Origin of the sequence: Pseudomonas neustonica, assembly GCF_003797945.1 — a bacterium.
GTDB lineage: Bacteria > Pseudomonadota > Gammaproteobacteria > Pseudomonadales > Pseudomonadaceae > Halopseudomonas > Halopseudomonas neustonica.
On the sequence record NZ_RKKU01000017.1, the window covers coordinates 22,407 to 44,949 of the forward strand.

A 22,543-nucleotide genomic window follows, 5' to 3' on the forward strand; every position below is an offset into this window, starting at 1 on the left:
ACCTTTCTATCATTGAACTTTGATTAAAAAATGTACGATTGCGCACACCATGTCAAGATTTTACTTTAACTTTGTACGCCAAGTCTCAGTGATTTACCGTAAAAGCCAACATCGCCGATAACTGGCACAGCGGTCTGCCGCTCTGTTCCATCCAATGATTAAACGCCGCCTGAGCCGCATTCTGATCACGCTGACTGGCCGGAGCCCGGTCTATAACCCCTTGGGCCTTCAATCCCGCAACCACGTCTTCTGTAGCAACCCAGGTATCCTTACCGACCATGCGCAAAAAACGCGGCATGGATTGGCCGCCAAGCTGACTGCCCCGTTTAGCCAACATACGCCACAAGCCGACGATATCATCTACCGGCCAATCGGCTATAAGTTGCCCCATGCTGCCGTATTCAGTGCGTATGTCGAGCACCAACTGGGCGTTACGTGGAACACTGCGCAACTTGCCCAAGTGACGAATGATGCGCTTGTCGGCCATCAACCGCTCTAAATGCTCGGCGCTCATCAGCACCACTTTGTCCGGGTCAAAGCCGAAAAAGACCTCTTCGAATACCGGCCATTTGGCGTCTACCAGGCTGTGCTTCAATCCGGCACGAAAAACTCGCAGCGCCATGGTGGAAAGGTAACGATCATCAGTTATCGTACGTAATTGGGCGGCCGACCTTGGCTTGGGCAAATGTGCCTCGAGCTGGGCCTTTGAGCCAAACCGGTTCAAGCAATAACTCTCAAGCCAGGCATAGTCCTGCACAGTCAAACTCCACAGCAGAGGTGAATCAGAGATTCGTCACATTAAGGAAACGTGGCGCGACGGACTCATCGATGCTCAGACTGGCAAAATCGAACAGTTTGCTATCGGCCAGCTGCGATGGCTGCACATGCTGCAACGAGCGAAAGACATTGTCGAGACGGCCAGGTGTCGCACGCTCCCAACCTTGCAACATATCCTTGACCACCTGGCGTTGCAGATTCTCCTGCGAGCCGCAGAGGTTACAGGGAATAATCGGAAAGCCCTGAAGCTCAGAGTAAGCAGCAATGTCTTTCTCATTGCAGTATGCCAAAGGCCGAATCACCACATTACGGCCATCATCCGACCGCAGCTTGGGTGGCATGGCTTTGAGATTGCCGCCGTAAAACATGTTGAGGAAAAAGGTCTCAATAATGTCGTCGCGGTGATGCCCCAGCGCCATCTTGGTCGCACCTATTTCATCGGCAAAAGTATAAAGATTGCCACGACGCAGCCGCGAACAAAGCGAACAGGTCGTTTTACCTTCGGGGACTTTTTCTTTAACGATGGAATAGGTGTCGCGCTCAAGGATGTGATACGGCACGCCCAGCTCACTCAAATAGGCGGGCAATACGTCTTCCGGAAAGCCTGGCTGCTTCTGATCCATATTGACGGCAACCAATTCAAACTGGATCGGCGCAACCTTTTGCAGGTGCAGTAGCACATCAAGCAGCGTGTAGCTGTCTTTGCCGCCGGATAGGCAGACCATGATCTTGTCACCATCTTCAATCATGTTGTAATCGGTCACCGCTTCGGCGGTCAGGCGACGCAAACGTTTTTGCAGCTTGTTTTGGTTAACGCTGAGACGGCTCATGGAGAGGCACACCGGTAGAGTAAAACCGGCATTTTACTGGAAACCGCTGTACATAAAAACATCAACCCCTCTTGGCATTGCCGAGAGGGGTTGATCGGTGAACTTGCAAGATACTAACGAAGGTAAACGGGCCCTACGCCAAAGCCCCAAAAAATAACTGATGTAGCCATCATAGCAACCAGTACCACTAACCCTACGGCCAGGATAGAACTGGAAAACAGGAAGCCTTCATCACGAGGAATATCCATAAAAATGGGAATCCCCTGGTAAAGCAGGTAGACGGTATAGGCTACCGCAGCAGTACCCACCAACATCCCCAACCAGAGGCTGGGATAAAGCGCAGCCAGACCGGCTATAAACAGCGGCGTTGCGGTATAAGCGGCAAACACAACGCAATCATTGAAGGTGGGGGTTGAGTCGTAGGTACGAGCCATCCAGTGGATAAAGGCGCCCATCACGGCTACGCCAGCAAGCATCGCGAGATAAGACAGCAGCGTCATCGATAGCGCACTGGCTTGAGTCAGCTTGACCGCTTCTTCGGTGCCAATGTACCAACCTACCTGAGTGGTACCAATATAAGCAGAGACAACCGGAATCGCAGCCAGAACAAGCACATGGGTCAAGTACATATGCCCAATGCTTTCGTCCTCGCCTTTTATTTCTCTCCATTCCTCATCGGGATGGGTGAACAGCCCCACTACATGGTGGATCATGGTCTGACCTCCTAATTATTATTCAGCGCTTTAGCATCAATGGCAGCGCACAGGTACCTGAACTTCAGCACCCTGCATTGACTATAGCGAAGAATAAAAAGGGAGAGCCGATTTGCTTAGAGAGATTAGCGACTTCAACTTCGGCCGTAATAGCGTTCAAGAATTAGCATGGCTTGATTTATTTCCTGGACCCGCGCCGTGCTGCCACCCTTGTCCGGATGATGCACCCTCACCAACGCGCGATAACGCTGCTTTACTGCCCGCGCATCGGTCGGCTCCTGCAGCTCCATCACAGCCAATGCCTGTTGCAGCTCGTCTACACCTACAACGCCCCTCCCCCGCCGCCAGAAACCGTCAAGCAGACGCTGTACATCCTCAGCGTGGGTTTCACGCCACTGCTGCCAATCCAGGTAGTAGGCGCGTAGCGGATCCGTTTGTGTGATCCCAGGCTGAGCTGCAGATCGAGGTGCCAGGCGAATACTCAAGGCATGAATGCTTAGCATCTGCCCCGCTTCTGATAGTTCATCTGCCAGACGATACAACAGGTGGAAAAGAAGAAAGTGCAACTGAAAAAGGCGCAGAGAATCCTGTAACGCGCCTGGCTCTGCGAACAGCGAATCAGGGTAACGCTCAGCCAACTGCCGAATCAGCGCGTACTCCCCCAGCCCTGAGGGTGCGGCGCGCAATATTATCAGCAGTTCATCGCTGAAGCCGTCGGGGAGTAAATCGTCTGGTTGCACATCGTCCATGACCGAAGTGTATCAGTCCGCCTGCGGTGGAACGAGCCATGCTTTTTCAACCACAACCAAAGTGCCATCAAAGAGTAAAGGCACTGTCATGGAAGCTGCGTATCAATGTCACCCTCACCAAACTAGGGGAAGGGGCCAATAAAATGAACAAATGGATCATTACCGCCACCAGCGCTGCCATGATGGCAGCCGTTGTCGGCTGTAAAAGCAGCAGCAACAGTGACACGCCGCAAGTCTCAGATGAGATCACGCCAGAGAGTATTTCACTTAGCTATCTCGGACGTTACAGCTCTGGCGTATTCGGCAAGAGCGCCGCAGAAATTCCAGCCTACGATGCGGCCAATCAGCAGATTTTTATTGTTAACGCACAAAAAGGTGCAGTAGACGTGCTGGATGCCAGCGATATTGGCAACCCAACACTGATCACCACGCTGACCGTGGAAAGCGTCGCTACAGGCGCCGTCGTCAATAGCCTTGCCTACCGGGACGGTTATCTAGCCGTGGCCGTAGAAGCCGCAAGTAAAACAGACCCTGGTTACGTCGCTCTATTTGATGCTGCTACGCTCGCGCTGCTGGACTCGAAGCAGGTTGGCGCACAGCCTGACATGCTGACCTTCACTCCAGACGGCCTGCATATACTGGTCGCCAACGAAGGCGAACCAAACAACGATTACAGCATAGATCCGGAAGGCTCTGTGAGCGTCCTGCGCCTGGACGGCAATAGCCTGGCCGAGATAAAAACCGCTGATTTTTCTGCATTCAATAGTCAAGCCGCTGCGCTGAGAGACGCTGGCATACGTATTTTCGGCCCTAATGCCAGCGTCGCGCAGGACCTGGAGCCCGAATACATTGCTATCTCCGCCGATAGCAGCACCGCTTGGGTCAGCCTGCAGGAGAACAACGCCCTGGCCAAGATCGACATTGCCAGCGCCGCCGTTATTGACATACTGCCGCTGGGTTACAAGGACCATGGTGCCAGCGGCAACGGTATCGACGTCAGCGACAAGGATGGCACCATCAATATCGCTACCTGGCCAGGCCTGCTGGGCATGTATCAGCCTGACGCAATCTATGCCTACGAGGTAGCAGGTAGCACCTATCTGGTGACGGCCAATGAAGGTGACTCGCGTGCCTGGGGTGAGGATGATCAGGCCTATTGGGATGGCGATGCCAGCAAGGGCTTTGTTGAAGAGTTCCGCATGAAAAGCCTGACCGATAGCCGCGGCTTTGATCGCCGGGTCGGCGATGATCTCGCCCCGCAGCTGCATGCACTGGCTGAAGGCGCGCTCATTAACCCTTCGGTATTCGCCTACTGCGGCGCAACGATAGCAGACCGCGGTACCTGTGGTGATGACGACAAGCTCGGAAGGTTGACCATTGCCTGGACTGACGGCTACCGCAAAGACGCCAATGGCGACCCAGTGATGTTTGATAGCACGGGCAACGAGAACGTTGCTGGCGACCGCCTGATGTACGACAACCTCTACGCCTACGGCACACGTTCTTTCTCGATCCGCGATGCTGATGGCAAGCTGGTCTGGGACTCGGCAGATCAGATCGAGCAGCACTTGGCCAGCGCCGACTGCATGCTGGGCCGCAACCGCGACATCCCTTGCGCAGACTACTTCAACTCGACCCACGATGAGGGCGATACCTTCGACAACCGCAGTGACAACAAAGGCCCTGAGCCCGAGGGGGTGACTGTCGGTCATCTGGGTAAAAAGGCCTTTGCCTTTATCGGTCTGGAACGTATCGGTGGCGTGATGGCCTACGACATCACCGATCCTGCCGCTCCCTTCTTTGTGGACTACCTCAATACCCGCGAGGACTGGACCACGGAAGACCCGGAAACAGTGCTCAGCAGTGTTGGCGATCTGGGGCCGGAAGGACTGGTATTTATCAGCGCTGAAGACTCACCGAACGGTGAAGCCCTGTTGGTGATTGGTAACGAGGTCAGTGGCACTACCGCCGTGTATCAAATCAACCAGGTGTTAGGAAAATAAGCCACGGATAAAGCAGCGGCTGGCCGGAGCCAGCCGCTGCTTTTCAGGTACCGGATCAGGCTACCTTGTCAGCCAGATGCTCCAATGCCAGCGCCCGGGCATGTCGTACGCCCTCCAAGAACTCATCGCCCCAGCGTTTGATGTCGTTGTGCTGCACCACACCGAACAATTCCTTCAGTCGTGCCTCACGCTCGCTCCGCCCCAGGGTAAGGCCGATATACAGTGTATCGCGCAGATCATGCGGATCATGTGGATTAGTTAGCAGCGCACCATGCAGTTCAGCTGCGGCGCCAGCAAACTCCGACAATACCAAGGCGCCACTACCGCCGAGCAGACCCTGAGTAGCCACGTACTCCTTCGCGACCAGGTTCAAACCATCACGCAATGGCGTAATCCACATGACATCAGCCATTAAGTAATAGGCAATCAGCTCGTTGAATGGCACCGCACGGTAGAAAAACTGTACCGGCGTCCAGCCGACCCTGGAGAAGCGTCCATTGATGCGCCCAACCGCTTGTTCAATCTGACTCAGCAGCTCATCATAAATGGTCATCTCGCGGGCTGCCGGTACGCAGATGGTGATCAGCGTCACCTTGCCGATCAACTCCGGATGCGCCTCAAGTAGCGCCTCAAACGCCAACAGCTTGGCATGCGTACCCTTGGTGTAATCCAGACGCTCTACCGAGAGCACAACGCGCACACCTTTTAGCTGTTCGCGCAGCTCGTCAATTTGCTCCTGGCACTCCGCCGTTTCAGTAATCTTTTTAACCCGCCCTACATCCAGGCCAACCGGATGCGCACCCAGACCAATCGGACGACCATGTACCGAGATCATGGTGGCCATCCGATCCAGCCCAACAGCACAGCCATAGGTAAGATAGCGCGGTGCGCAGCCCTTCTCTTCCAGCACTTCGACTGGCGCGACACCACGCACCACATCGACAAAGTTCTCGGCCTGACGTGGAATATGAAAGCCAATATAGTCGCACTGCAACAGGCTACCGATAATCTCGCGGCGCCATGGCAGCACATTGAATACATCCGCTGAGGGGAAATAAGTGTGGTGGAAAAAGGCGATATTCAGGTCAGGTCGCAGCGGCCGCAGAAAGGCCGGCACCATCCACAGGTTGTAGTCGTGCAACCAAACTACCGCGCCCTCTGCCGCTTCCGCTGCGGTGCGCTCGGCAAACAGGCGATTGACCTTGAGGAACACGGCCCAATCTTCCTCACGGAACACCGCCCGCTCCCAGAAGGTGTGCAGCGTTGGCCAGAACGCCTCCTTGGAAAATCGTTTGTAAAAGACATCCACGTCGTTCTTGCTTAGCGCTACCCGCGCCGCCACCAGGTTGGGATAATTCTCGGCGTCTACCTTGGTATGCACTTCAAAGGCTTCACGCTTGCGCGCGTCGTGTATCGACCAGGCAACCCAGGAACCAGGCTGATCACCCGCAAAGAAACTCAGTAAGGTAGGCAAAATACCATTGGGCGAGGTCGGTGGGCGGCGGACCAGCTTGCCATCTTCGATCACCTCTTCGTAGGGCAGCCGGTGGTAGACCATCACCAGATCTGCCTTGCCCTTGATCTGCAAGTCACGCAACTCGGAATCTACGCCCAGTGGGCCCAGGAAACCAAAGTGCGAGATAGCTTCAAGGATGCCGCCACAGCCACTAAGCCGCGCATGCAGTACCTTGGCGCGATCGCCGGTAGCCTCCAGCAATGCTGGCTCAGACTCTCCCACACACACGCCCTTGAAACCGTGTTCGTACATTGACAGGTCATTAAGGGTATCGCCCGCGACCAGCACTTCTTCCATTGAACTGCCCAGGTGCTTTACCAGCCGGCGCAGAGTAGAGCCCTTGTTCACGCCACGCGGCAGACAGTCAAGGTACATGCCGGCGGAGAACAGCAGGTCACAACCCAGGCCTTCCATCGCATCACGGACCTTTTCCGTTACCGCGCCTGGCTCACAGAAATACGAACACCGACGCTGCTGCGGCACATCCTGGCGCTCGAGTCCGGGGAAGACCGACAGACGCTGAGCGACCACCTGCTCACCCGGCCAGTCTGCTTCGATGTCGCTTTGTACCGGGTACACCGGCTGCAGCGTTTCGCCATCAACCACGGTCGCACCAACATCACAAATAATGTAATCAGGCCGCGGGATGGCCGGGTCAGAAAGCAGCGGCACTACCACTTCAAGTCCGCGACCGGTAACAAACACCAGCTTAATGCCGGGATGCGCATTAATCAGCTGATACAGCCGCTGACGATTATCGGGGTCACCTCCAAGAAAGGTACCGTCCAAATCAGTTGCCAACATCATAGCCCTGTTCTCCCTGTCACTACTGAATACATATATAGCCTCCGAGGCTCAGTTGCGGCCTTGTTGCTCTTCATCATCTTTCGCCAGAGTTTGCCGGTTCTGTTCTACCGATAATGGCTCTGGCGCTCCCTCAATACTGTCTATTTCGTTAGTCTCGTCCGCGCGCTTGTCAGTTGCATCCCCGCTGGCTGCCTGTGGTTTCACTTCACCATGTTCTTCATGGGTGGCATCTTCCAGCATCATTTCCAGTACGGCGTTGGAGGTGCGCACCATAGGTACATAATGCGCCGCCTCATCAACAATGCGATCACGGCCCTGGCGCAGTTGCCACAGTGCGTAGAGCGCACAAAGCGTAAACATCGCGGTAAAGAACAACGGCAACGCTACCGGACTGGTCATGCCCATTAACCAACCGGCCAAAGCCGGCCCAACAGCCGCACCAATACCATGCAGCATCAGCAGCGAACCATTGCCGGACAAAATATCTTCCTGGTGTAAATGATCGATCAGATGCGCAACCACGGCTGGGTAGACTGCAAACGAACCCGCACCAAAGACGGCGGCGGCAACCAGCAACCACTGACCGAAAGGCGCCAGCAGCGCCATCAATACACCACCAACGGCGGCCATACCGCTGATAACGACCAACGCCTTGCGTCTATCAATCTGGTCGGAAAGACGCCCCATAGGCCACTGTGATAGCGCACCAGCGACAATCACCAGCGACACGAAACCAGCGATCTGGGCGGTATCCATACCCATACGTCCAGCATAGACCGCACCCAGGCCCCAGAAGCCACCCATGCCCAGACCGGATAGCACAGCGCCAGCGCAGGCCACTGGTGCAGCCTGCCATAGCCGTTTGAGAGAGAGCGGTGGCGTATCGGTGATAACGGGCTGTGCCAAACGTGTCGCGGCAACCGGCATAACGGCCACCACAATGAGGATGGCTGCAATCGCAAACAGGGTGAATGCCATAGGGCTATCCCAGCGCAACAACTGCTGCGCCAAAGCCAGCGAGCCCAGATTTACCGCCATATAACAGGCAAAGACCTGACCCCGCCGCTCGGACGGCGCAGTGGTGTTGAGCCAGCTTTCAATGATGGTGTAAATACCGACCAAGGCTACGCCTGTAATAACCCGCAGCAACAACCACATACCGGGCTCGATCCAGAGCACATGGATCAGCACGCAGGCCGCTTCTGCGGCGGCAAGAAAGGTAAACGAACGGACGTGCCCCATACGACGGATAAGCCGCGGGCATAGCCAGGTACCAAGGATGAAGCCGGCAAAATAGGCCGACCCCAGCAGACCCAGAGTTTGATCAGCAAAACCTTCAGCGCTGCCGCGCAAGGCCAGCAAGGTATTGAGCAGGCCGGTGCCCAGCAACAACAGGGCGATACCGGTAAGCAATGCCCCAATGGGCACAAGAAGCCTAATCATGGAGCCGAAATCTCCCCTTAAAGGTGTGGTAGATTCCAGGCAGGACGGGTGTCAAATAACGTGCTTATGCATCTATAATTTATATTCAGCTGTAAACACCCTACCCCAGCGAACGCTGCATGACCAGCCTGAATTTTTCCGCAGCGCTTGCGCCAAAGATAGCAACACCCGCTTCTATTCACCGGCTTTAAGGCGCTAAACTGAGCCCTACCAGCCCTCACAAACAAACCGGCTCACACCATGTCCAGCTTGAAAGAATTTGCCCGAAAACTCTGCGCGCCTCTGCTCAAGCCACTCGAAAATAGCGATGCGCCCTACCACTACACGCCCAAAAGTCGCGGCATTCTGGTCATCATGAGCTTGCTGTTTCTCAGCCTCGCCACCGGACTGGCCGTGTTTTTGCCCTCCGGTATAGAGCGCACCTTCCTGATTCCGGTCACGGTATTTGGCTTGATCGGTTTGCTCGGTCTATTGGTTGCCTGGCTGGGTTCCGAGCGTGCAGTTGCTCGGCTGTGGAACAGCAAACAGGGCTGACACCAACCGGAGTGCGTATGTCCAGCAAGACCCTATTGATCGTTGCCCACGCCCCATCGGACAACACCCGCGCCCTGCGCGAAGCGGTGCTACGGGGTGCTCGCCATGGCGATATCGAAGACGTAGAGATCAACTGCAAGCCGCCGCTGGAGGCGGGCCCGGAGGACGTCATGAGCGCCGATGCCATCATCCTCGGCACCACTGAAAATCTAGGCTATATGAGCGGCGCGCTGAAAGACTTTTTTGACCGCAGCTATTACCCCGTTCTGGAAGAAAAACAGGGCTTGCCCTGCGCGCTGTACATCCGCGCGGGGATGGATGGGACCGGAACTCGACGCGCAGTCGAATCCATTGTGACCGGGTTGCGTTGGAATTGGGTGCAATCTCCCCTGACGTTCAAGGGCGACTGGCAGGACAGTTTTTTGCAGCAAGCGGAAGAGCTGGGCCTGTACATGGCTGCAGGACTCGACAACAGCGTCTTCTGACGCTGTCTTTCGCGCGTTCAAGCGCACTTTCTGGCAAGGCACGTTCAACGGTATACTGCGCCAATGGATCGTATTCTTGCCCGCCTTGAAGGCTGCTATCAGCTCGCCGAGCAGCACTTCTCCCGCCACTTTCCCCGCCCGGATATAGAACTGGATCTGCGCGGCCAGCGTGCGGGTGTCGCTTATCTAAATCAGAATCTGCTGCGTTTCAATGGTCAGCTTTACCGCGACAACGCAGACGACTTTCTACTGCAAACCGTGCCACACGAAGTGGCTCATCTGATCGCACACCAGGTCTATGGCGCCCGGATTCGCCCGCACGGCCGCGAGTGGCAAGCCGTCATGACCCAACTGTTCCAGCTGCCAGCCAATCGTTGCCACAACTATGCAGTGGCTAAGCGCCGCAGCACCCGTTATCTCTACCGCTGCGCCTGCCCCGACCATATGCACTTCACGCCGCAGCGACACGCCTGGGTCAGGAAAGGCCGCCAATACCAATGCCGGCGTTGTGGCGATCTGCTGCACTTTACCGGCCAGCAGCAAGCCTTGGTGGTATAGCCGGCGCATGTATTAGGTTCGTCGATCTACCCTGATGACGCGCTGGCCACCTTATTCCTCTTGTAGCCTGGGTACGTCGCCAGCGCGCCTTAGGGTCATGATATACGGCCTTAGCGAGTAGCCGAGCTGTGGCTCAAGCTGATCCGCCCACTGCAGCATGGCGGTGCGGTCCAGCATCAACTCACCGGACTGCGGAATAAACAGAATAATGTTGCCCTCCTCCACCTCAACCTGCAGGTAGTGGGTACCGAACAGACGCTGCAGCGGGCTGGCAGCATAAGGACGCCCGCTCTGCCCCAACTGCCATTGATTCACTACCAATAGCCCACCTGGGCGCAGCGCTGCCCTGCAGGCTGCAAAGAAATCAGCCTGCAACTGCAGGCGCGCGATGCCTCCCTCCAGATAAAGATCGACGAACAGCAGGTCACAGCTGTTTGGCTGGCTGGCAATGTAGCTTTCGGCGTTGGCGACCACCACCTCAAGACGCGGGTCCGCGCTCAGCCCGAACCAGCGGCGAGACAATTCAACGACCTTGGCACGCAGCTCAACAGCGGTGCATTGTTGTGGCGTTAAATACGCCAGCACGGCGTTTACCAGAGTGCCGCCACCCAGCCCCAGAGCAACTGCGCGCGAGGCCTGCGGCTGCCAGAATCCAGCCAGCAACATGGCACGTGTATAGTCATATTCCAGCCACGCAGGATGATTGACCAAACCGCAACTCTGCTCGGTTTGGCTGCCAAAATAGAGATAACGCAGCTCGCCCTGCTCGCTGACCCGCAGCGTGCCAAAATCATCTTCACAGCGCTCCAGCTCCCTCTCAGGTTTAGCCGGGCCCAGGTTAACTAGATACTTATAAAGCGTACTGATCCAGCCCATAGGCTGTTTAACCCCCAAAAGTCGCGTTACCATTCGCTGGCACGCACATTGATACCCACCCAAGAAGAAGCCCATGACCGCAATCTGGACACCTGACAGCTGGCGCAGCAAGCCCGTTCTGCAACAACCCACCTACCCAGACCAACGGGCCTTGTCGAGCGTAGAGGACACCCTGGCAAGCTACCCACCCCTGGTATTTGCTGGCGAGGCCCGTGAGCTGCGCCGTCAGTTTGCGGAAGTAACTCAAGGTCGTGCCTTCCTGCTGCAAGGCGGCGATTGCGCGGAGAGCTTTGCCGAATTCTCTGCACCCAAGATTCGCGATACCTTCAAAGTACTGCTCCAGATGGCCGTTGTCATGACCTTTGCCGCCGGCTGTCCGGTGGTCAAGGTTGGCCGCATGGCCGGTCAGTTTGCGAAACCACGCTCAGCCGATGACGAAACCCAGGGCGGCGTGACTTTACCCGCTTACCGCGGCGACATCATCAACAATATAGCGTTCGACGCGGCTGGCAGAACGCCTGACCCACAGCGCCTGCTGAGCGCATACCACCAGGCAACCGCCACCTTGAACCTGCTGCGCGCCTTCGCCCAGGGCGGTTTTGCCAGTCTGGATCAGGTGCATCAATGGAACCTGGACTTCATTGCCAACTCCTCGATGGCCGATCGCTTCCAGCAACTGGCCGACCGCATCGACGAAAGCCTGGCCTTCATGCGCGCCTGCGGCTTTGATAATGATCACAGCCCGCAATTGCGTGAAACCGCGTTCTTTACCGCGCATGAAGCCTTGCTACTAAACTACGAGCAAGCCTTTACCCGCCGCGACAGCACGACCGGCGACTGGTACGACTGCTCTGCACACATGCTCTGGATTGGCGATCGCACGCGTCAGCTGGACGGCGCTCATGTTGAGTTTATGCGCGGTATTCACAACCCGATTGGCATCAAGGCTGGCCCCACCACCGACCCGGACGATCTGCTGCGCCTGATAGACCGGCTAAACCCGGACAACCGCGACGACCGAATCAACGTGATAGTGCGCATGGGGGCGGACAAGGTAGAGCAGCATATGCCGGCGCTGGTGCGTGCGGTTGAGCGTGAAGGAAAGCACGTGCTCTGGAGCTCGGACCCCATGCACGGTAATACCATGAAGGCCTCAAGCGGCTACAAAACTCGTGATTTCGCGCGCATTCTGGCCGAGGTAGAACAGTTCTTCGCGGTACATCGCGCCGAGGGCACCTGGGCTGGCGGGATTCATATCGAGATGACCGGGCAAAACGTGACCGAGTGCATTGGCGGGGCCACACCGGTGACCGAAGACGGTTTGTCGGATCGCTACCACACCCACTGCGACCCGCGGCTGAATGCCGACCAGTCGCTGGAGCTGGCATTCATGATTGCCGAGACACTGAAAAAAGCCCGTCGATAACTGATAAAAGCGACCACACAGAGCGGTTCAAGGCGTATTATCAGCCCATTCTTTCTCGCCTGTATTATGCGGCAGCCTCACTTCCTCCAGTCTGGCTGCCGTTTGTGTCCTGGAACCCTTCATGCACGAACAAAGCAGCTTCCTTCTCGTCGCCGTTGTCTTCCTGCTGGCCGCTGTTGCGGCGGTACCGCTGGCCAAAGGTTTGCGCCTGGGCGCAGTGATCGGCTACCTCTTGGCAGGCGTAGTCATCGGGCCCTCGGTGCTGAATCTGATAGATCACCCCGAAGACATCCGCCATATCTCCGAGCTGGGGGTCGTGCTACTGCTGTTTATCATCGGCCTGGAGCTATCACCGCGTCGGCTCTGGGTGATGCGCAAGTCCGTATTTGGCGTGGGCCTGGCGCAAGTACTGGTGTGCGGCGGCCTGATTGGCTCAGTAGCCTATTTTGGCATGCACCAACAGCTGAACACCGCGGTGATACTGGGCCTTGGACTGGCGCTGTCATCGACCGCCTTCGGCCTGCAGATTCTCGCTGAACGCAAGGAACTGACCAGCCCCCACGGGCGCCTGGCCTTTGCTATTTTGCTGTTTCAAGACATCGCCGCCATCCCGCTGATTGCGCTGATCCCGCTACTGGGCAACGCTGCCAGCGAGACGAGCGGCAGTAGCAATCTTGAGCAGATCATCAAGATCGTCGGCAGCATCGCCATTATCGTGGTCGGCGGACGTTATCTGTTGCGGCCGGTGTTTCGCATAGTGGCCAGAACCGGCTTACAGGAAGTATCAACGGCCACCGCCCTGCTGGTCGTTATCGGTACCGCCTGGCTGATGCAAAGCGTAGGCGTCTCCATGGCGCTGGGCGCCTTCCTCGCCGGCCTGCTACTGGCAGACTCAGAGTACCGTCACGAGCTGGAATCACAAATTGAACCCTTCAAGGGGCTGCTGCTTGGGCTGTTTTTTATCAGCGTAGGCATGACCGCCGACATCGGTCTGCTGCTGAGCAGCCCCGGCGCGGTGTTGCTACTGACCACGATGATCATCGGCTGCAAGCTGCCGTTGATCTACCTGGTTGGCCGCGCCGCTGGCGGGCTCAACCGTCTCAGTGCCCTGCGGCTCGGCGTGGTGCTGGCCGCCGGCGGTGAGTTCGCCTTTGTGGTATTCCAGATGGCCCGCGATCAAGCGCTGTTTGACCAGCGCATGCACAGCATGCTGGTACTGGCCATCACCCTATCGATGGCCGTGACGCCCCTGATCATTCTGTTGCTGTCACAGCTGATTAAGCCCAAGCCGGTAACCGTCGAGGTGCCCGAGCAATACAAACAGATTGATGCCGCTGCGCCGCGCGTGGTGATTTCGGGTATGGGCCGTATGGGGCAGATCATCGCCCGTGTGTTGCGCGCGCAACGCATACCCTACATCGGCCTGGAGACATCGGTAGACAGCATCGAAATGTCACGTGCCATGAGCAGCGACATGCCGATTTTCTATGGCGACTCCCTGCGTCCGGAGATACTGCGCGCCGCCCAGGTCGATAAGGCTGAGTACTTCATCATCACCACCGACGACCCGGAAACCAATCTGAAAACCGCCGAGCTGGTAAGCCGGCTTTACCCGCAACTGACGATAATCGCGCGCGCCCGCAACCGGCAACATGTGCACAAGCTGATCGATCTGGGGGCTTTGCCGGTGCGCGAGACATTCCACTCCAGCCTGGAAATGAGCAAACACATATTGACCGGACTGGGTTTGAGTGAAGCGCAAGCCGACTCACGGCTGAAGCGTTTTCGACAGCACGATGAACAGGTGCTGGCAGCCCAGCATAAAGTCTATGACGACGCTGCCGCGGTGATACAGACAGCGCGCGAAGCCCGCGCCGATCTGGAGAGGCTGTTTGACTCCGACGAGATTGAAGCACGCAGCATTGACGAGCTGTTGCAACCCAGGCAAGAGTAATACGCCCTGCGTTGCTGCGCCCGGCCCTGCTACAATGGCCAATTATCGTTTTCAGGAAAACCAGCATGGCCGACATCGGACGCTTCAACAGACTGCAAATCGTCAAACACACCGGTTTCGGCCTGTATCTCAATGGCGGTAATGACGGCGATATTCTGCTGCCCAATCGCTACATCCCCAAGGATGAGCCGACCGAAGTCGGCGATTGGCTGAACGTATTCATTTACTTCGACAGCGAAGACAAGATCATCGCCACCACCGAGCAGCCCAAGGCACAGGTCGGCGACTTTGCCAGTCTCAAGGTGGTCGCCAAGAACAATGTCGGATTATTTCTGGATTGGGGCCTGCCCAAAGATGTGCTGCTGCCCTACTCAGAGCAGAAGAAGCCGCTGGAAGAAGGCAGCTACGTGGTGGTGCATCTCTACTTGGACAAGCACACCAGCCGCGTAATCGCGACCAGCCGCCTCGACCGATATCTGGACAAGACCCCAGCGCGCTACAAAGCCGGCGAGCAAGTCGAGCTACTCGTAGTCGAGCGCACTGATCTTGGCCACAAGGCAATTATCAACGGTCTGCATTGGGGCCTGATTCACAAGAACGAGGCCTTCAAGTACCTGCGCGGCGGCCAGCACGAAACCGGCTACATCCGCGAAATGCGTGCTGACGGCAAAATCAGCCTCAGCCTGCAGCCTGTCGGCGCTGCCGCTGGCGATCAACTGCAGGATCAGATCCTACAGAAGCTGCTGGACAACGACGGTACCCTGGCACTCAGCGACAAAAGCACGCCAGAAGCGATCAGCCGCATGTTTGGCGTCAGCAAGGGTAACTTCAAGAAAGCCATCGGCGGTTTGCTCAAACAGGAAAAAATCAGCATTCACAGTGATCATATCGAACTGCTCTGAGCCTCAGGCTGCGCGATAAAACGCTCGGTACTGACCGGGCGTAAGCGCTGTGCGCAGTTTGAAATGACGCTGAAAATGCGCTTGATCGGCAAACCCCAGATCCAGCGCCAGCCCATTCAGACTGCATGCTCCCCGACGTAACTGAACCCGCGCCTGCTTGATCCTTGCATCCAATTGATAGGCATGCGGTGCCTGGCCAAACTCGCGCTTGAAGCCACGAATCAGTTGATAGCGATTGAGGCCGGCAACCTCGGCCAGGGTATCCAGCTGCAGGTTGGCATCGAGCTGATCCATGATTAAGTCCCGCGCCAGCAAAACACCACCATGTTTAGCTTCAGGTGCGAGCGGCTCGGCAGCGAATAGTGGTTGCATGAGTTCGATCAACTGAGTTTGCGCCGCCAAAGGCGTATCAGCCTGGAGCAAACTGGCAAACAAATGATCAAAACGCTTACCCGCATCCGAGCGTCTATTCGTCACCTCAGGGAAACACTGGTAGTCAGCGCTACCGCCCGATAACTCGCGCTGCAACTCGCCCAACCAGGCGGCGTTCAAAAAAATCATCCGATAGGACCACAGACCTGCCGCCGGATTACAAGAGTGCACCTCGCCCGGATTAACCGTGACCATGCTGCCTGCGCCAATAGGCTGCGACTGACCACGGTTACGATACAGCGTGTGCCCCTGATCTATCAGCCCAAACGAAAACTCATCGTGCGTGTGCTGCTGATAGCAGGCGCTGGAGCGATCAGCCTGACGCAGCTCGACAAAGGGCAACGCCGGACTGCGCTGCAGAAACTGTGATGTCGATTCAGCCATTGCTCGCTCCGTTCTCTAATGCATCAGAATAAGGCCCACACTGCCGGCCAGCAACAAGCCCATCAAAGGATTGAACCACAGCAGCGCAGGATGGCCGGACAAGCGCCGCCCCAGCAGGTGACCGGCCAGTGCCCAGCTACCCACGCCAAGCAGGCACATCAACAGTGACAGCAGAGTAAAAATCGCCAAATCACCTGCACCGGGCTCTGCGCTGCTGACAAACATGCCGATACCGGAGACCGAGAACAACCAGGCCTTGGGGTTTAACCACTGAGCCCAGGCGCCCGCCCAAAACCCCGGGACCTTATGCTGTTCATTTAAGTCCATTACCGCCGCCCCTGAGGTCCCGATGCGCCAGGCCAGATACAACAAATAGGCGGCACCAATCCAGCTCAGGGCCTGCATGATAGCTGGCTGGCGCTGCAGACTACCGAGTAAGCCCAGCCCGACCAATATCACCATCAGCGTATAACCAATAGTGGCGCCCAGCACAAAACCCAGTGCACGGAAAAATCCGGCCTGCGCCGCAGAACTGACTGCGACCACACACACCGGACCCGGTGCAATAGAGCCGACCAACGAGAAAGCCAACATGGAAATAACGACCGACAACATCTACAGGCACCCATATTACCGAGGCCGCATTGCCCCGCTAACGCCATAGTGCCCAGAACACCCAGCCTTGTATTGAACGCAATTGCACGAGACTTAACGGCAAAAAAAGGCGCACAAGGCGCCTTTTTTGGTTGCGACCGCCCTTCGGCCTCAGCCAGCTGGCCGGCCAAGGTCCGGCTTACTGTAGTCACAGACGCCCTGCGGGAAAATCGTATTTAGCTGGCCGACCTCCTCACTCGAAAACGAAGGACATCCTCGCTCAGGGAGACATCAACCAGCAGCATAGGGAAAAGAGCAACAGACGGACTGGTTCAATAAGCAGGCAAGGAGCCGCAGAAAAAAGCGCCAAACCAGTGCGAATGAGTTGGCGCAATTCACATAAAGAAGATTAACAACTACTCGCGAAAATGCGGCCCCGGCCCTTCATCCGCCAACTCATCACCGGCGTTACGCAGCGGGCAGGCCTTGAGAGATAGACAACCGCAACCGATGCAGCCGTCTAACTGATCACGCAGCTGGGTCAAGGCATGAATACGCTCGTCCAATGACTGCTGCCAGTGCCGCGATAAACGGCGCCAATCACGGAGCCCAGGCGTGCGCTCGGCGGGCAGAGCCTGCAGGGCTTCAGCTATTTCAGTCAAGGAGACGCCAACCCGCTGCGCCACCTTGATCACAGCAAGCCGCCGTAACACTGAGCGCGGGTAACGGCGCTGGTTGCCCGCCGTGCGATAAGCCTTGATCAACCCTTTCGACTCATAAAAATGCAACGTGGAAATAGCGAGCCCACTGCGCTCAGCAGCCTCTCCGACACCAATACTGCTGTATTCTGTGCCCTGCTTATGTTGCATTTTCACAGCCATCGCCCCTGGTGAGAGTTTTGCTTGACCTCAAGTTAGGTTGAGATTTTAAAGTGCGTAACATCTTCACACAACGTCCAGGATCAAACCGCAATGCAGCCCTCTTTTAGACACCAGCAAACCATAGCAATCAACCCTGCCGAACTCTACGACCCCCGACCCAACGGTTACTCGCATGTAGTGATCGCGCCAGCCAACGCCCGCTGGATTTTCGTAGCAGGTCAAGGTGGTGAGGATGCCAGCGGACTGCTGGCTAAGGGGTTTAACTCGCAGCTACAACGTTGCCTGAGTAACCTGCGTATAGCATTGGCCGCCGCAGATGCATCGCTGCAGCATGTGGTGCGCCTTACGGTGCTGGTGGTAGACCATGACCAGCAGCGGCTGGACCTTATTAGCAAAGCATTGCGCAAAGCCTGGGGTGATCACCACACACCGGCCTGCACACTAATGCCAGTACCCCGGTTGGCGCTTGACGGCATGCTGGTAGAAATAGATGCAACCGCTTGCATCGGCGCGACTGAGGCCACAGCAGCATGAGTGACAACCAAGGACTAAACATCGGCGTACCCAAGAGCAGCAGCTACCTCACCACCAGCACCTTGCTACTAATGGCCATTGCCACCGGTCTATGTGCCGGGGCTAACTACTTCAATCAACCGCTGCTGAATTCAATAGCACTGTCGCTTGGCGTCAGCGAAGGGCTTGCCGCCACCACGGTTACCCTGTCGCAGGTGGCCTATGCCGTCGGCCTGCTGTTTCTTGTTCCCCTGGGCGACAAACTGGAGCAACGGGGCTTGGCAGTCGGCTTGATGCTGATCGCCGCGGCCGGCTTGCTGATCAGTGGCTATGCGCACAATTTCAGCATGCTGCTCTTGGGGACCTTGATCACCGGTCTGTTTTCGGTGGCGGCACAAACCCTGGTTCCCATGGCGGCCAATCTCTCGGACCCGCAGCGCAGCGGGAGAGCTGTTGGACTGGTAATGAGCGGCTTGTTGGCTGGCATTCTACTCGCGCGCACTGCCGCCGGCCTGTTGTCCGAAGTGGACGGCTGGACCACCGTCTACCGCGTTACTGCGGTGCTGATGCTGGTACTCGCGGCGACACTCTGGTTGATTTTGCCAAAGGCACGAAATCCGCATCCAAAAAGCTATGCCGCCACCCTGAAGTCACTGCTGGCGCTGGCTATAACCTACCCTCGCCTGCGTAGCCGGGCCATCCTTGGCGGTCTGGTATTTGGTTCGGTCAGCGTCCTGTTTTCAACCATGGCACTGCTGCTATCAGGCCCCGGCTATCACCTGAGTGATAGCCAGATCGGCCTCGTTGGCTTGCTCGGGATTGGTGGTGTCATTACCGCCAACCTGGCAGGCCGTCTGGCAGACCGAGGACGCGGCCAGGTGGTCAGTACCTTTGCACTGGTGCTGCTCCTGCTGGGCTGGCTGGGACTGTATTTGGGGCTGGGCAACCTGTGGCTGTTTCTGCTGCCGCTACTGCTACTCGATATCGCCTTGCCCGCAATACACATCAGCAATCAGAGCGTTATTTACCGCCTGGCGCCAGAGGCCAAGGCACGGGTTAATGCGGTGTACATGACGGTGTACTTTATCGGTGCTGCCAGCGGCTCGGCCCTGGGCGCGGCTGCCTGGAGCCATGGCGGCTGGGGTGCGACCTGCGCGACCGGGATGGTGCTGGGTGCGCTCGCATGGCTGGTACTTATTTATGATCAACGTCTGCTCAAACGCGAAGTCAAAGAGCGCTAACCACACAGCCCACCGCGTGTTTGCCGTCAAAGCTTGAACGCTTTTCCTCTGATGCGCAGCTGACTGGGCTGTGCGTCACATAACACGAACGTCTCGCCTATTTGGGTGGCTGCCCAATCCTGCACAAATACCTACCATGAGCAGAGGCATTAACCACTTTTGTCTCACTATTAAGTTTTAATCAATGCCTGACTTATGTTTCAGGTGAGACTGCGTGCTAACAACAATAAGAGGAATACTCATGCAGCTGATGCAAACACTCATCAAAGGCAGCCTAGCCATCGTGGCCGTAGGGCTGCTATTAAGCGGTACGGCTCAAGCAACGAACCCTGGCTCCCGCACGCCCGACACCATGATTCTGGGCGATTCGATATTTGCTCTTTCCGGCGACATTCACGATTACCTGGAATCCGACCTGGATGAAAACATCGAGACCTATGCGCGCTCAGGCTGTCAGTTGAGTGGCGGTAACGTGCTCTGCTCGCGTCTGTATTCGGTGGAACGTCAATATGCACGTGCCAGCAAGACAGGTATCAAAACCGTGATCTTTAATGGTGGCGGCAATGACATCCAGCTAAACAGCTGCCGTCCATCACTGAGTGCTTGCATGCCGCTGCTCAACGAGCTGGAAGACAAAATTGCTGCATTGGTTGAGGACATGCGTGACGACGGTATTGAGGAAATCATCTTCCTCGGTTACTACAACGCCACCGGTGGTGCTGAGGAGCTGCGCGCTATCAACAACTACAGCATGGACTACAAGAGTGCCGCCTATCCCGGCATGAACGTAAAGTTTGTTGACGTGCGCGCTGCCTTTGCCGGCAAGGAAGCGCTGTACATCAAAGCCGATGGCATTCATCCAACAGCGGCGGGCTCGCGCGTGCTGGCTGACCTGCTGCTGCAAGCACTGGATTAATGATGCGAACAGGCCACGGCACCCACTCCGTGGTCTGTGCGCTTTCACTGTTACCAATCTTCCCTTGAGGGCTGCAATCGCGGCGCTCATAATGCTCGGCCTGCTCACCTAGCCACAGGCCCTTTTGCATGTTTCGCTGGTTTGAAAACCGCCTTGATCCCTTCCCCGCTGCCGAGTTGAGCGAGCCGCCGCGCAAGCTGCTGCCGTTCTGTATGCACTTTACCCGTGGCGCGTGGCCCTACATCATCCTCGCCGCTATTCTCACGGCCGGTATTGCGCTGACCGAAGTTTGGCTGTTTGCCTTTCTAGGCAATATCGTCGATTGGCTATCAGGCCAAAGCCGGGAAACCTTCCTGCAAAACGAGGGCTGGAAGCTGGTCGGTATGGCTCTGATGGCACTGGTCGTGCTACCGCTGCTGGTATTCAGCAGCAGCCTGCTGACGCATCAAACGCTCATGGGCAATTACCCCATGCGCATCCGCTGGCTGGTACACCGTTACCTGCTCAAACAATCAATGGCCTTCTATCAGGACGAGTTCGCCGGACGCATCGCCACCAAACTGATGCAGACCGCCCTCGCGGTACGCGAATGCGTCATCAAGCTGATCGACGTACTCAACTACATATGCGTCTATTTCATCGGCACACTGCTGCTGGTCGGCATGGCTGACTGGCGGCTAACGCTGCCCATGTTTGCCTGGCTGATCGGCTATATTTTGCTCATGCGCCATTATGTGCCGGTGCTGGGCAAGGTCGCAGAAGTCCAGGCTGACGCACGCTCGGTCATGACCGGTCGCATCGTCGACAGCTATACCAATATTCAAACGGTAAAACTGTTTTCCCACGCCAAGCGCGAGTCGAGCTATGCCCGTGAAGGCATGGACGGCTTCATGCTCACCGTGCACCAGCAGATGCGTCTGGTCACCACGCTCTATAGCCTGCTCTATCTGCTCAATGCACTGCTATTGCTTGGCGTTGCCGGTACGGCGATCTGGCTTTGGACACAAGGCTCCATCAGCGTCGGTGCGGTTGCCGTGGCGGTTGGTATTGTTCTGCGCCTGTCCGGCATGTCGCAGTGGATCATGTGGGAGCTCTCTGCCCTGTTTGAAAACATTGGCACTGTGCAGGACGGCATCAACTCGATTTCACGCCCGCAGCAGGTCGACGACCAACCTGATGCCAAGCCGCTACGGGTGACCCAGGGCGAGATTCACTTTGATCAGGTGCACTTCCATTACGGCAAAGGCCACGGGGTCATGGCTGACCTGAACCTGCATATCAAACCTGGCGAAAAGATCGGTCTGGTCGGCCGCTCCGGTGCGGGCAAATCAACACTGGTCAATCTGCTGCTGCGTTTCTACGACGTGGAGTCCGGCCGAGTCATGATCGACGGTCAGAATATTGCCGACGTCGAGCAAGACAGCTTGCGGGCACAGATCGGCATGGTCACGCAGGACACCTCCCTGCTCCACCGCTCAGTGCGCGACAACATCCTCTATGGTCGCCCGGATGCGGACGAGCAGTTGATGCGGGAGGCGACGCACAGTGCCGAAGCAGATGCCTTCATCGCCGAACTGGAGGACGCCAAGGGCCGCCGTGGCTTTGATGCGCATGTGGGTGAGCGCGGCGTCAAACTGTCGGGCGGTCAGCGCCAGCGTATCGCCATCGCCCGCGTCATGCTCAAGGATGCCCCTATCCTGATTCTGGATGAGGCTACTTCGGCGCTGGATTCCGAAGTCGAAGCGGCGATTCAGGAAAACCTGAACAAGCTGATGCAGGGCAAAACCGTGATCGCCATTGCCCATCGCCTCTCCACCATCGCTGAGATGGACCGGCTGATCGTGATGGACCAGGGCCGCATCATCGAAGACGGCAGCCATGCTGAGCTGGTCGCGCGCGGCGGTCTCTATGCCAATCTGTGGGCACGCCAGTCCGGCGGTTTTTTGGGTGAAGAACTGGACGAGCCCGCAGCAAAAGTCTGATTTTGCAGCTGACAGACACAACAAAGC

Annotated in this window: 21 protein-coding genes and 1 pseudogene; 11 read left to right on the forward strand and 11 right to left on the reverse strand. The window is 56.8% G+C overall.

Annotated features, from left to right (window positions below):
• Positions 1 to 85 precede the first annotated feature (85 nt).
• From EF096_RS13235 to EF096_RS13250, 4 genes are all read right to left on the reverse strand, one after another.
• Positions 86 to 757 carry a DNA-3-methyladenine glycosylase I gene (locus EF096_RS13235; protein WP_123890189.1) on the reverse strand — a complete coding sequence of 224 codons (672 nt, stop codon included), beginning with the start codon at positions 755 to 757 and terminating at the stop codon, positions 86 to 88.
• A gap of 25 nt (positions 758 to 782) precedes the next feature.
• Positions 783 to 1,607, reverse strand: a complete 825-nt coding sequence (ttcA, locus tag EF096_RS13240; protein ID WP_123890190.1) for a tRNA 2-thiocytidine(32) synthetase TtcA — start codon at positions 1,605 to 1,607, stop codon at positions 783 to 785.
• A gap of 113 nt (positions 1,608 to 1,720) precedes the next feature.
• The gene (locus tag EF096_RS13245) at positions 1,721 to 2,320 is read right to left on the reverse strand and encodes a Yip1 family protein (protein WP_123890191.1); all 600 of its coding nucleotides are present in this window, start codon (positions 2,318 to 2,320) and stop codon (positions 1,721 to 1,723) included.
• Between the two features lie 134 nt (positions 2,321 to 2,454).
• Positions 2,455 to 3,069 (reverse strand): DNA-J related domain-containing protein, encoded by a 615-nt coding sequence (locus EF096_RS13250; RefSeq protein ID WP_123890192.1) that lies wholly within the window; start codon positions 3,067 to 3,069, stop codon positions 2,455 to 2,457.
• A 143-nt stretch (positions 3,070 to 3,212) separates the two neighbouring features.
• On the opposite strand from EF096_RS13250, the gene EF096_RS13255 reads away from it, so the two are divergent.
• Entirely contained in the window at positions 3,213 to 5,072 is a 1,860-nt protein-coding gene (locus EF096_RS13255) for a choice-of-anchor I family protein (RefSeq protein ID WP_123890193.1), read from the forward strand.
• 55 nt (positions 5,073 to 5,127) lie between these two features.
• Here EF096_RS13255 and ggpS read toward each other — a convergent pair whose 3' ends face one another.
• Both ggpS and EF096_RS13265 read right to left on the reverse strand, forming a co-directional pair.
• A complete protein-coding gene (ggpS, locus tag EF096_RS13260) occupies positions 5,128 to 7,395 on the reverse strand; it encodes a glucosylglycerol-phosphate synthase (RefSeq protein WP_123890194.1) in 2,268 nt (755 codons plus the stop codon).
• 48 nt (positions 7,396 to 7,443) lie between these two features.
• The gene (locus EF096_RS13265; RefSeq protein WP_123890195.1) at positions 7,444 to 8,838 is read right to left on the reverse strand and encodes an MFS transporter; all 1,395 of its coding nucleotides are present in this window, start codon (positions 8,836 to 8,838) and stop codon (positions 7,444 to 7,446) included.
• 240 nt (positions 8,839 to 9,078) lie between these two features.
• Here EF096_RS13265 and EF096_RS13270 point away from each other — a divergent pair, with 240 nt between their 5' ends.
• The 3 genes from EF096_RS13270 (at position 9,079) to EF096_RS13280 (ending at position 10,415) form a co-directional block, all read left to right on the forward strand.
• Complete coding sequence (locus tag EF096_RS13270; protein WP_123890196.1) at positions 9,079 to 9,372, forward strand: hypothetical protein; 294 nt, start codon at positions 9,079 to 9,081, stop codon at positions 9,370 to 9,372.
• Between the two features lie 17 nt (positions 9,373 to 9,389).
• Complete coding sequence (locus tag EF096_RS13275) at positions 9,390 to 9,857, forward strand: flavodoxin family protein (RefSeq protein ID WP_123890197.1); 468 nt, start codon at positions 9,390 to 9,392, stop codon at positions 9,855 to 9,857.
• A gap of 63 nt (positions 9,858 to 9,920) precedes the next feature.
• Complete coding sequence (locus EF096_RS13280; protein ID WP_123890198.1) at positions 9,921 to 10,415, forward strand: SprT family zinc-dependent metalloprotease; 495 nt, start codon at positions 9,921 to 9,923, stop codon at positions 10,413 to 10,415.
• Positions 10,416 to 10,466: 51 nt separating this feature from the next.
• Here the strand turns inward: EF096_RS13280 and EF096_RS13285 are convergent, their stop codons facing one another.
• Positions 10,467 to 11,324, reverse strand: coding sequence for a spermidine synthase (locus EF096_RS13285; protein ID WP_158611280.1), 858 nt, complete (start codon positions 11,322 to 11,324; stop codon positions 10,467 to 10,469).
• Between the two features lie 40 nt (positions 11,325 to 11,364).
• Here EF096_RS13285 and EF096_RS13290 point away from each other — a divergent pair, with 40 nt between their 5' ends.
• From EF096_RS13290 to EF096_RS13300, 3 genes are all read left to right on the forward strand, one after another.
• Positions 11,365 to 12,717, forward strand: coding sequence for a class II 3-deoxy-7-phosphoheptulonate synthase (locus tag EF096_RS13290; protein WP_123890200.1), 1,353 nt, complete (start codon positions 11,365 to 11,367; stop codon positions 12,715 to 12,717).
• A gap of 121 nt (positions 12,718 to 12,838) precedes the next feature.
• Complete coding sequence (locus EF096_RS13295) at positions 12,839 to 14,671, forward strand: monovalent cation:proton antiporter-2 (CPA2) family protein (protein ID WP_123890201.1); 1,833 nt, start codon at positions 12,839 to 12,841, stop codon at positions 14,669 to 14,671.
• 65 nt (positions 14,672 to 14,736) lie between these two features.
• On the forward strand, positions 14,737 to 15,573 hold the full coding sequence (locus tag EF096_RS13300) for a CvfB family protein (protein WP_123890202.1): 837 nt from the start codon (positions 14,737 to 14,739) through the stop codon (positions 15,571 to 15,573).
• Positions 15,574 to 15,576: 3 nt separating this feature from the next.
• On the opposite strand, the gene EF096_RS13305 is transcribed toward EF096_RS13300, so the two are convergent.
• The 4 genes and pseudogenes from EF096_RS13305 to soxR form a co-directional block, all read right to left on the reverse strand.
• A complete protein-coding gene (locus tag EF096_RS13305) occupies positions 15,577 to 16,389 on the reverse strand; it encodes an AraC family transcriptional regulator (protein ID WP_123890203.1) in 813 nt (270 codons plus the stop codon).
• Positions 16,390 to 16,404: 15 nt separating this feature from the next.
• The gene (locus EF096_RS13310) at positions 16,405 to 17,004 is read right to left on the reverse strand and encodes a LysE family translocator (RefSeq protein ID WP_123890204.1); all 600 of its coding nucleotides are present in this window, start codon (positions 17,002 to 17,004) and stop codon (positions 16,405 to 16,407) included.
• 150 nt (positions 17,005 to 17,154) lie between these two features.
• Positions 17,155 to 17,238, reverse strand: a pseudogene (locus EF096_RS21000) (DUF6351 family protein); the annotation flags it as partial.
• 161 nt (positions 17,239 to 17,399) lie between these two features.
• On the reverse strand, positions 17,400 to 17,852 hold the full coding sequence (soxR, locus tag EF096_RS13315; RefSeq protein ID WP_123890248.1) for a redox-sensitive transcriptional activator SoxR: 453 nt from the start codon (positions 17,850 to 17,852) through the stop codon (positions 17,400 to 17,402).
• A gap of 102 nt (positions 17,853 to 17,954) precedes the next feature.
• Between soxR and EF096_RS13320 the strand changes: the two genes are divergently transcribed.
• The 4 genes from EF096_RS13320 (at position 17,955) to EF096_RS13335 (ending at position 22,516) form a co-directional block, all read left to right on the forward strand.
• Positions 17,955 to 18,398, forward strand: coding sequence for a RidA family protein (locus tag EF096_RS13320; RefSeq protein WP_123890205.1), 444 nt, complete (start codon positions 17,955 to 17,957; stop codon positions 18,396 to 18,398).
• Complete coding sequence (locus EF096_RS13325) at positions 18,395 to 19,618, forward strand: MFS transporter (protein WP_123890206.1); 1,224 nt, start codon at positions 18,395 to 18,397, stop codon at positions 19,616 to 19,618. The genes EF096_RS13320 and EF096_RS13325 overlap by 4 nt, the downstream gene beginning before the upstream one ends.
• A 241-nt stretch (positions 19,619 to 19,859) precedes the next feature.
• Complete coding sequence (locus EF096_RS13330) at positions 19,860 to 20,534, forward strand: SGNH/GDSL hydrolase family protein (protein ID WP_123890207.1); 675 nt, start codon at positions 19,860 to 19,862, stop codon at positions 20,532 to 20,534.
• A gap of 128 nt (positions 20,535 to 20,662) precedes the next feature.
• The gene (locus EF096_RS13335; RefSeq protein WP_123890208.1) at positions 20,663 to 22,516 is read left to right on the forward strand and encodes an ABC transporter ATP-binding protein; all 1,854 of its coding nucleotides are present in this window, start codon (positions 20,663 to 20,665) and stop codon (positions 22,514 to 22,516) included.
• Positions 22,517 to 22,543: the final 27 nt, after the last annotated feature.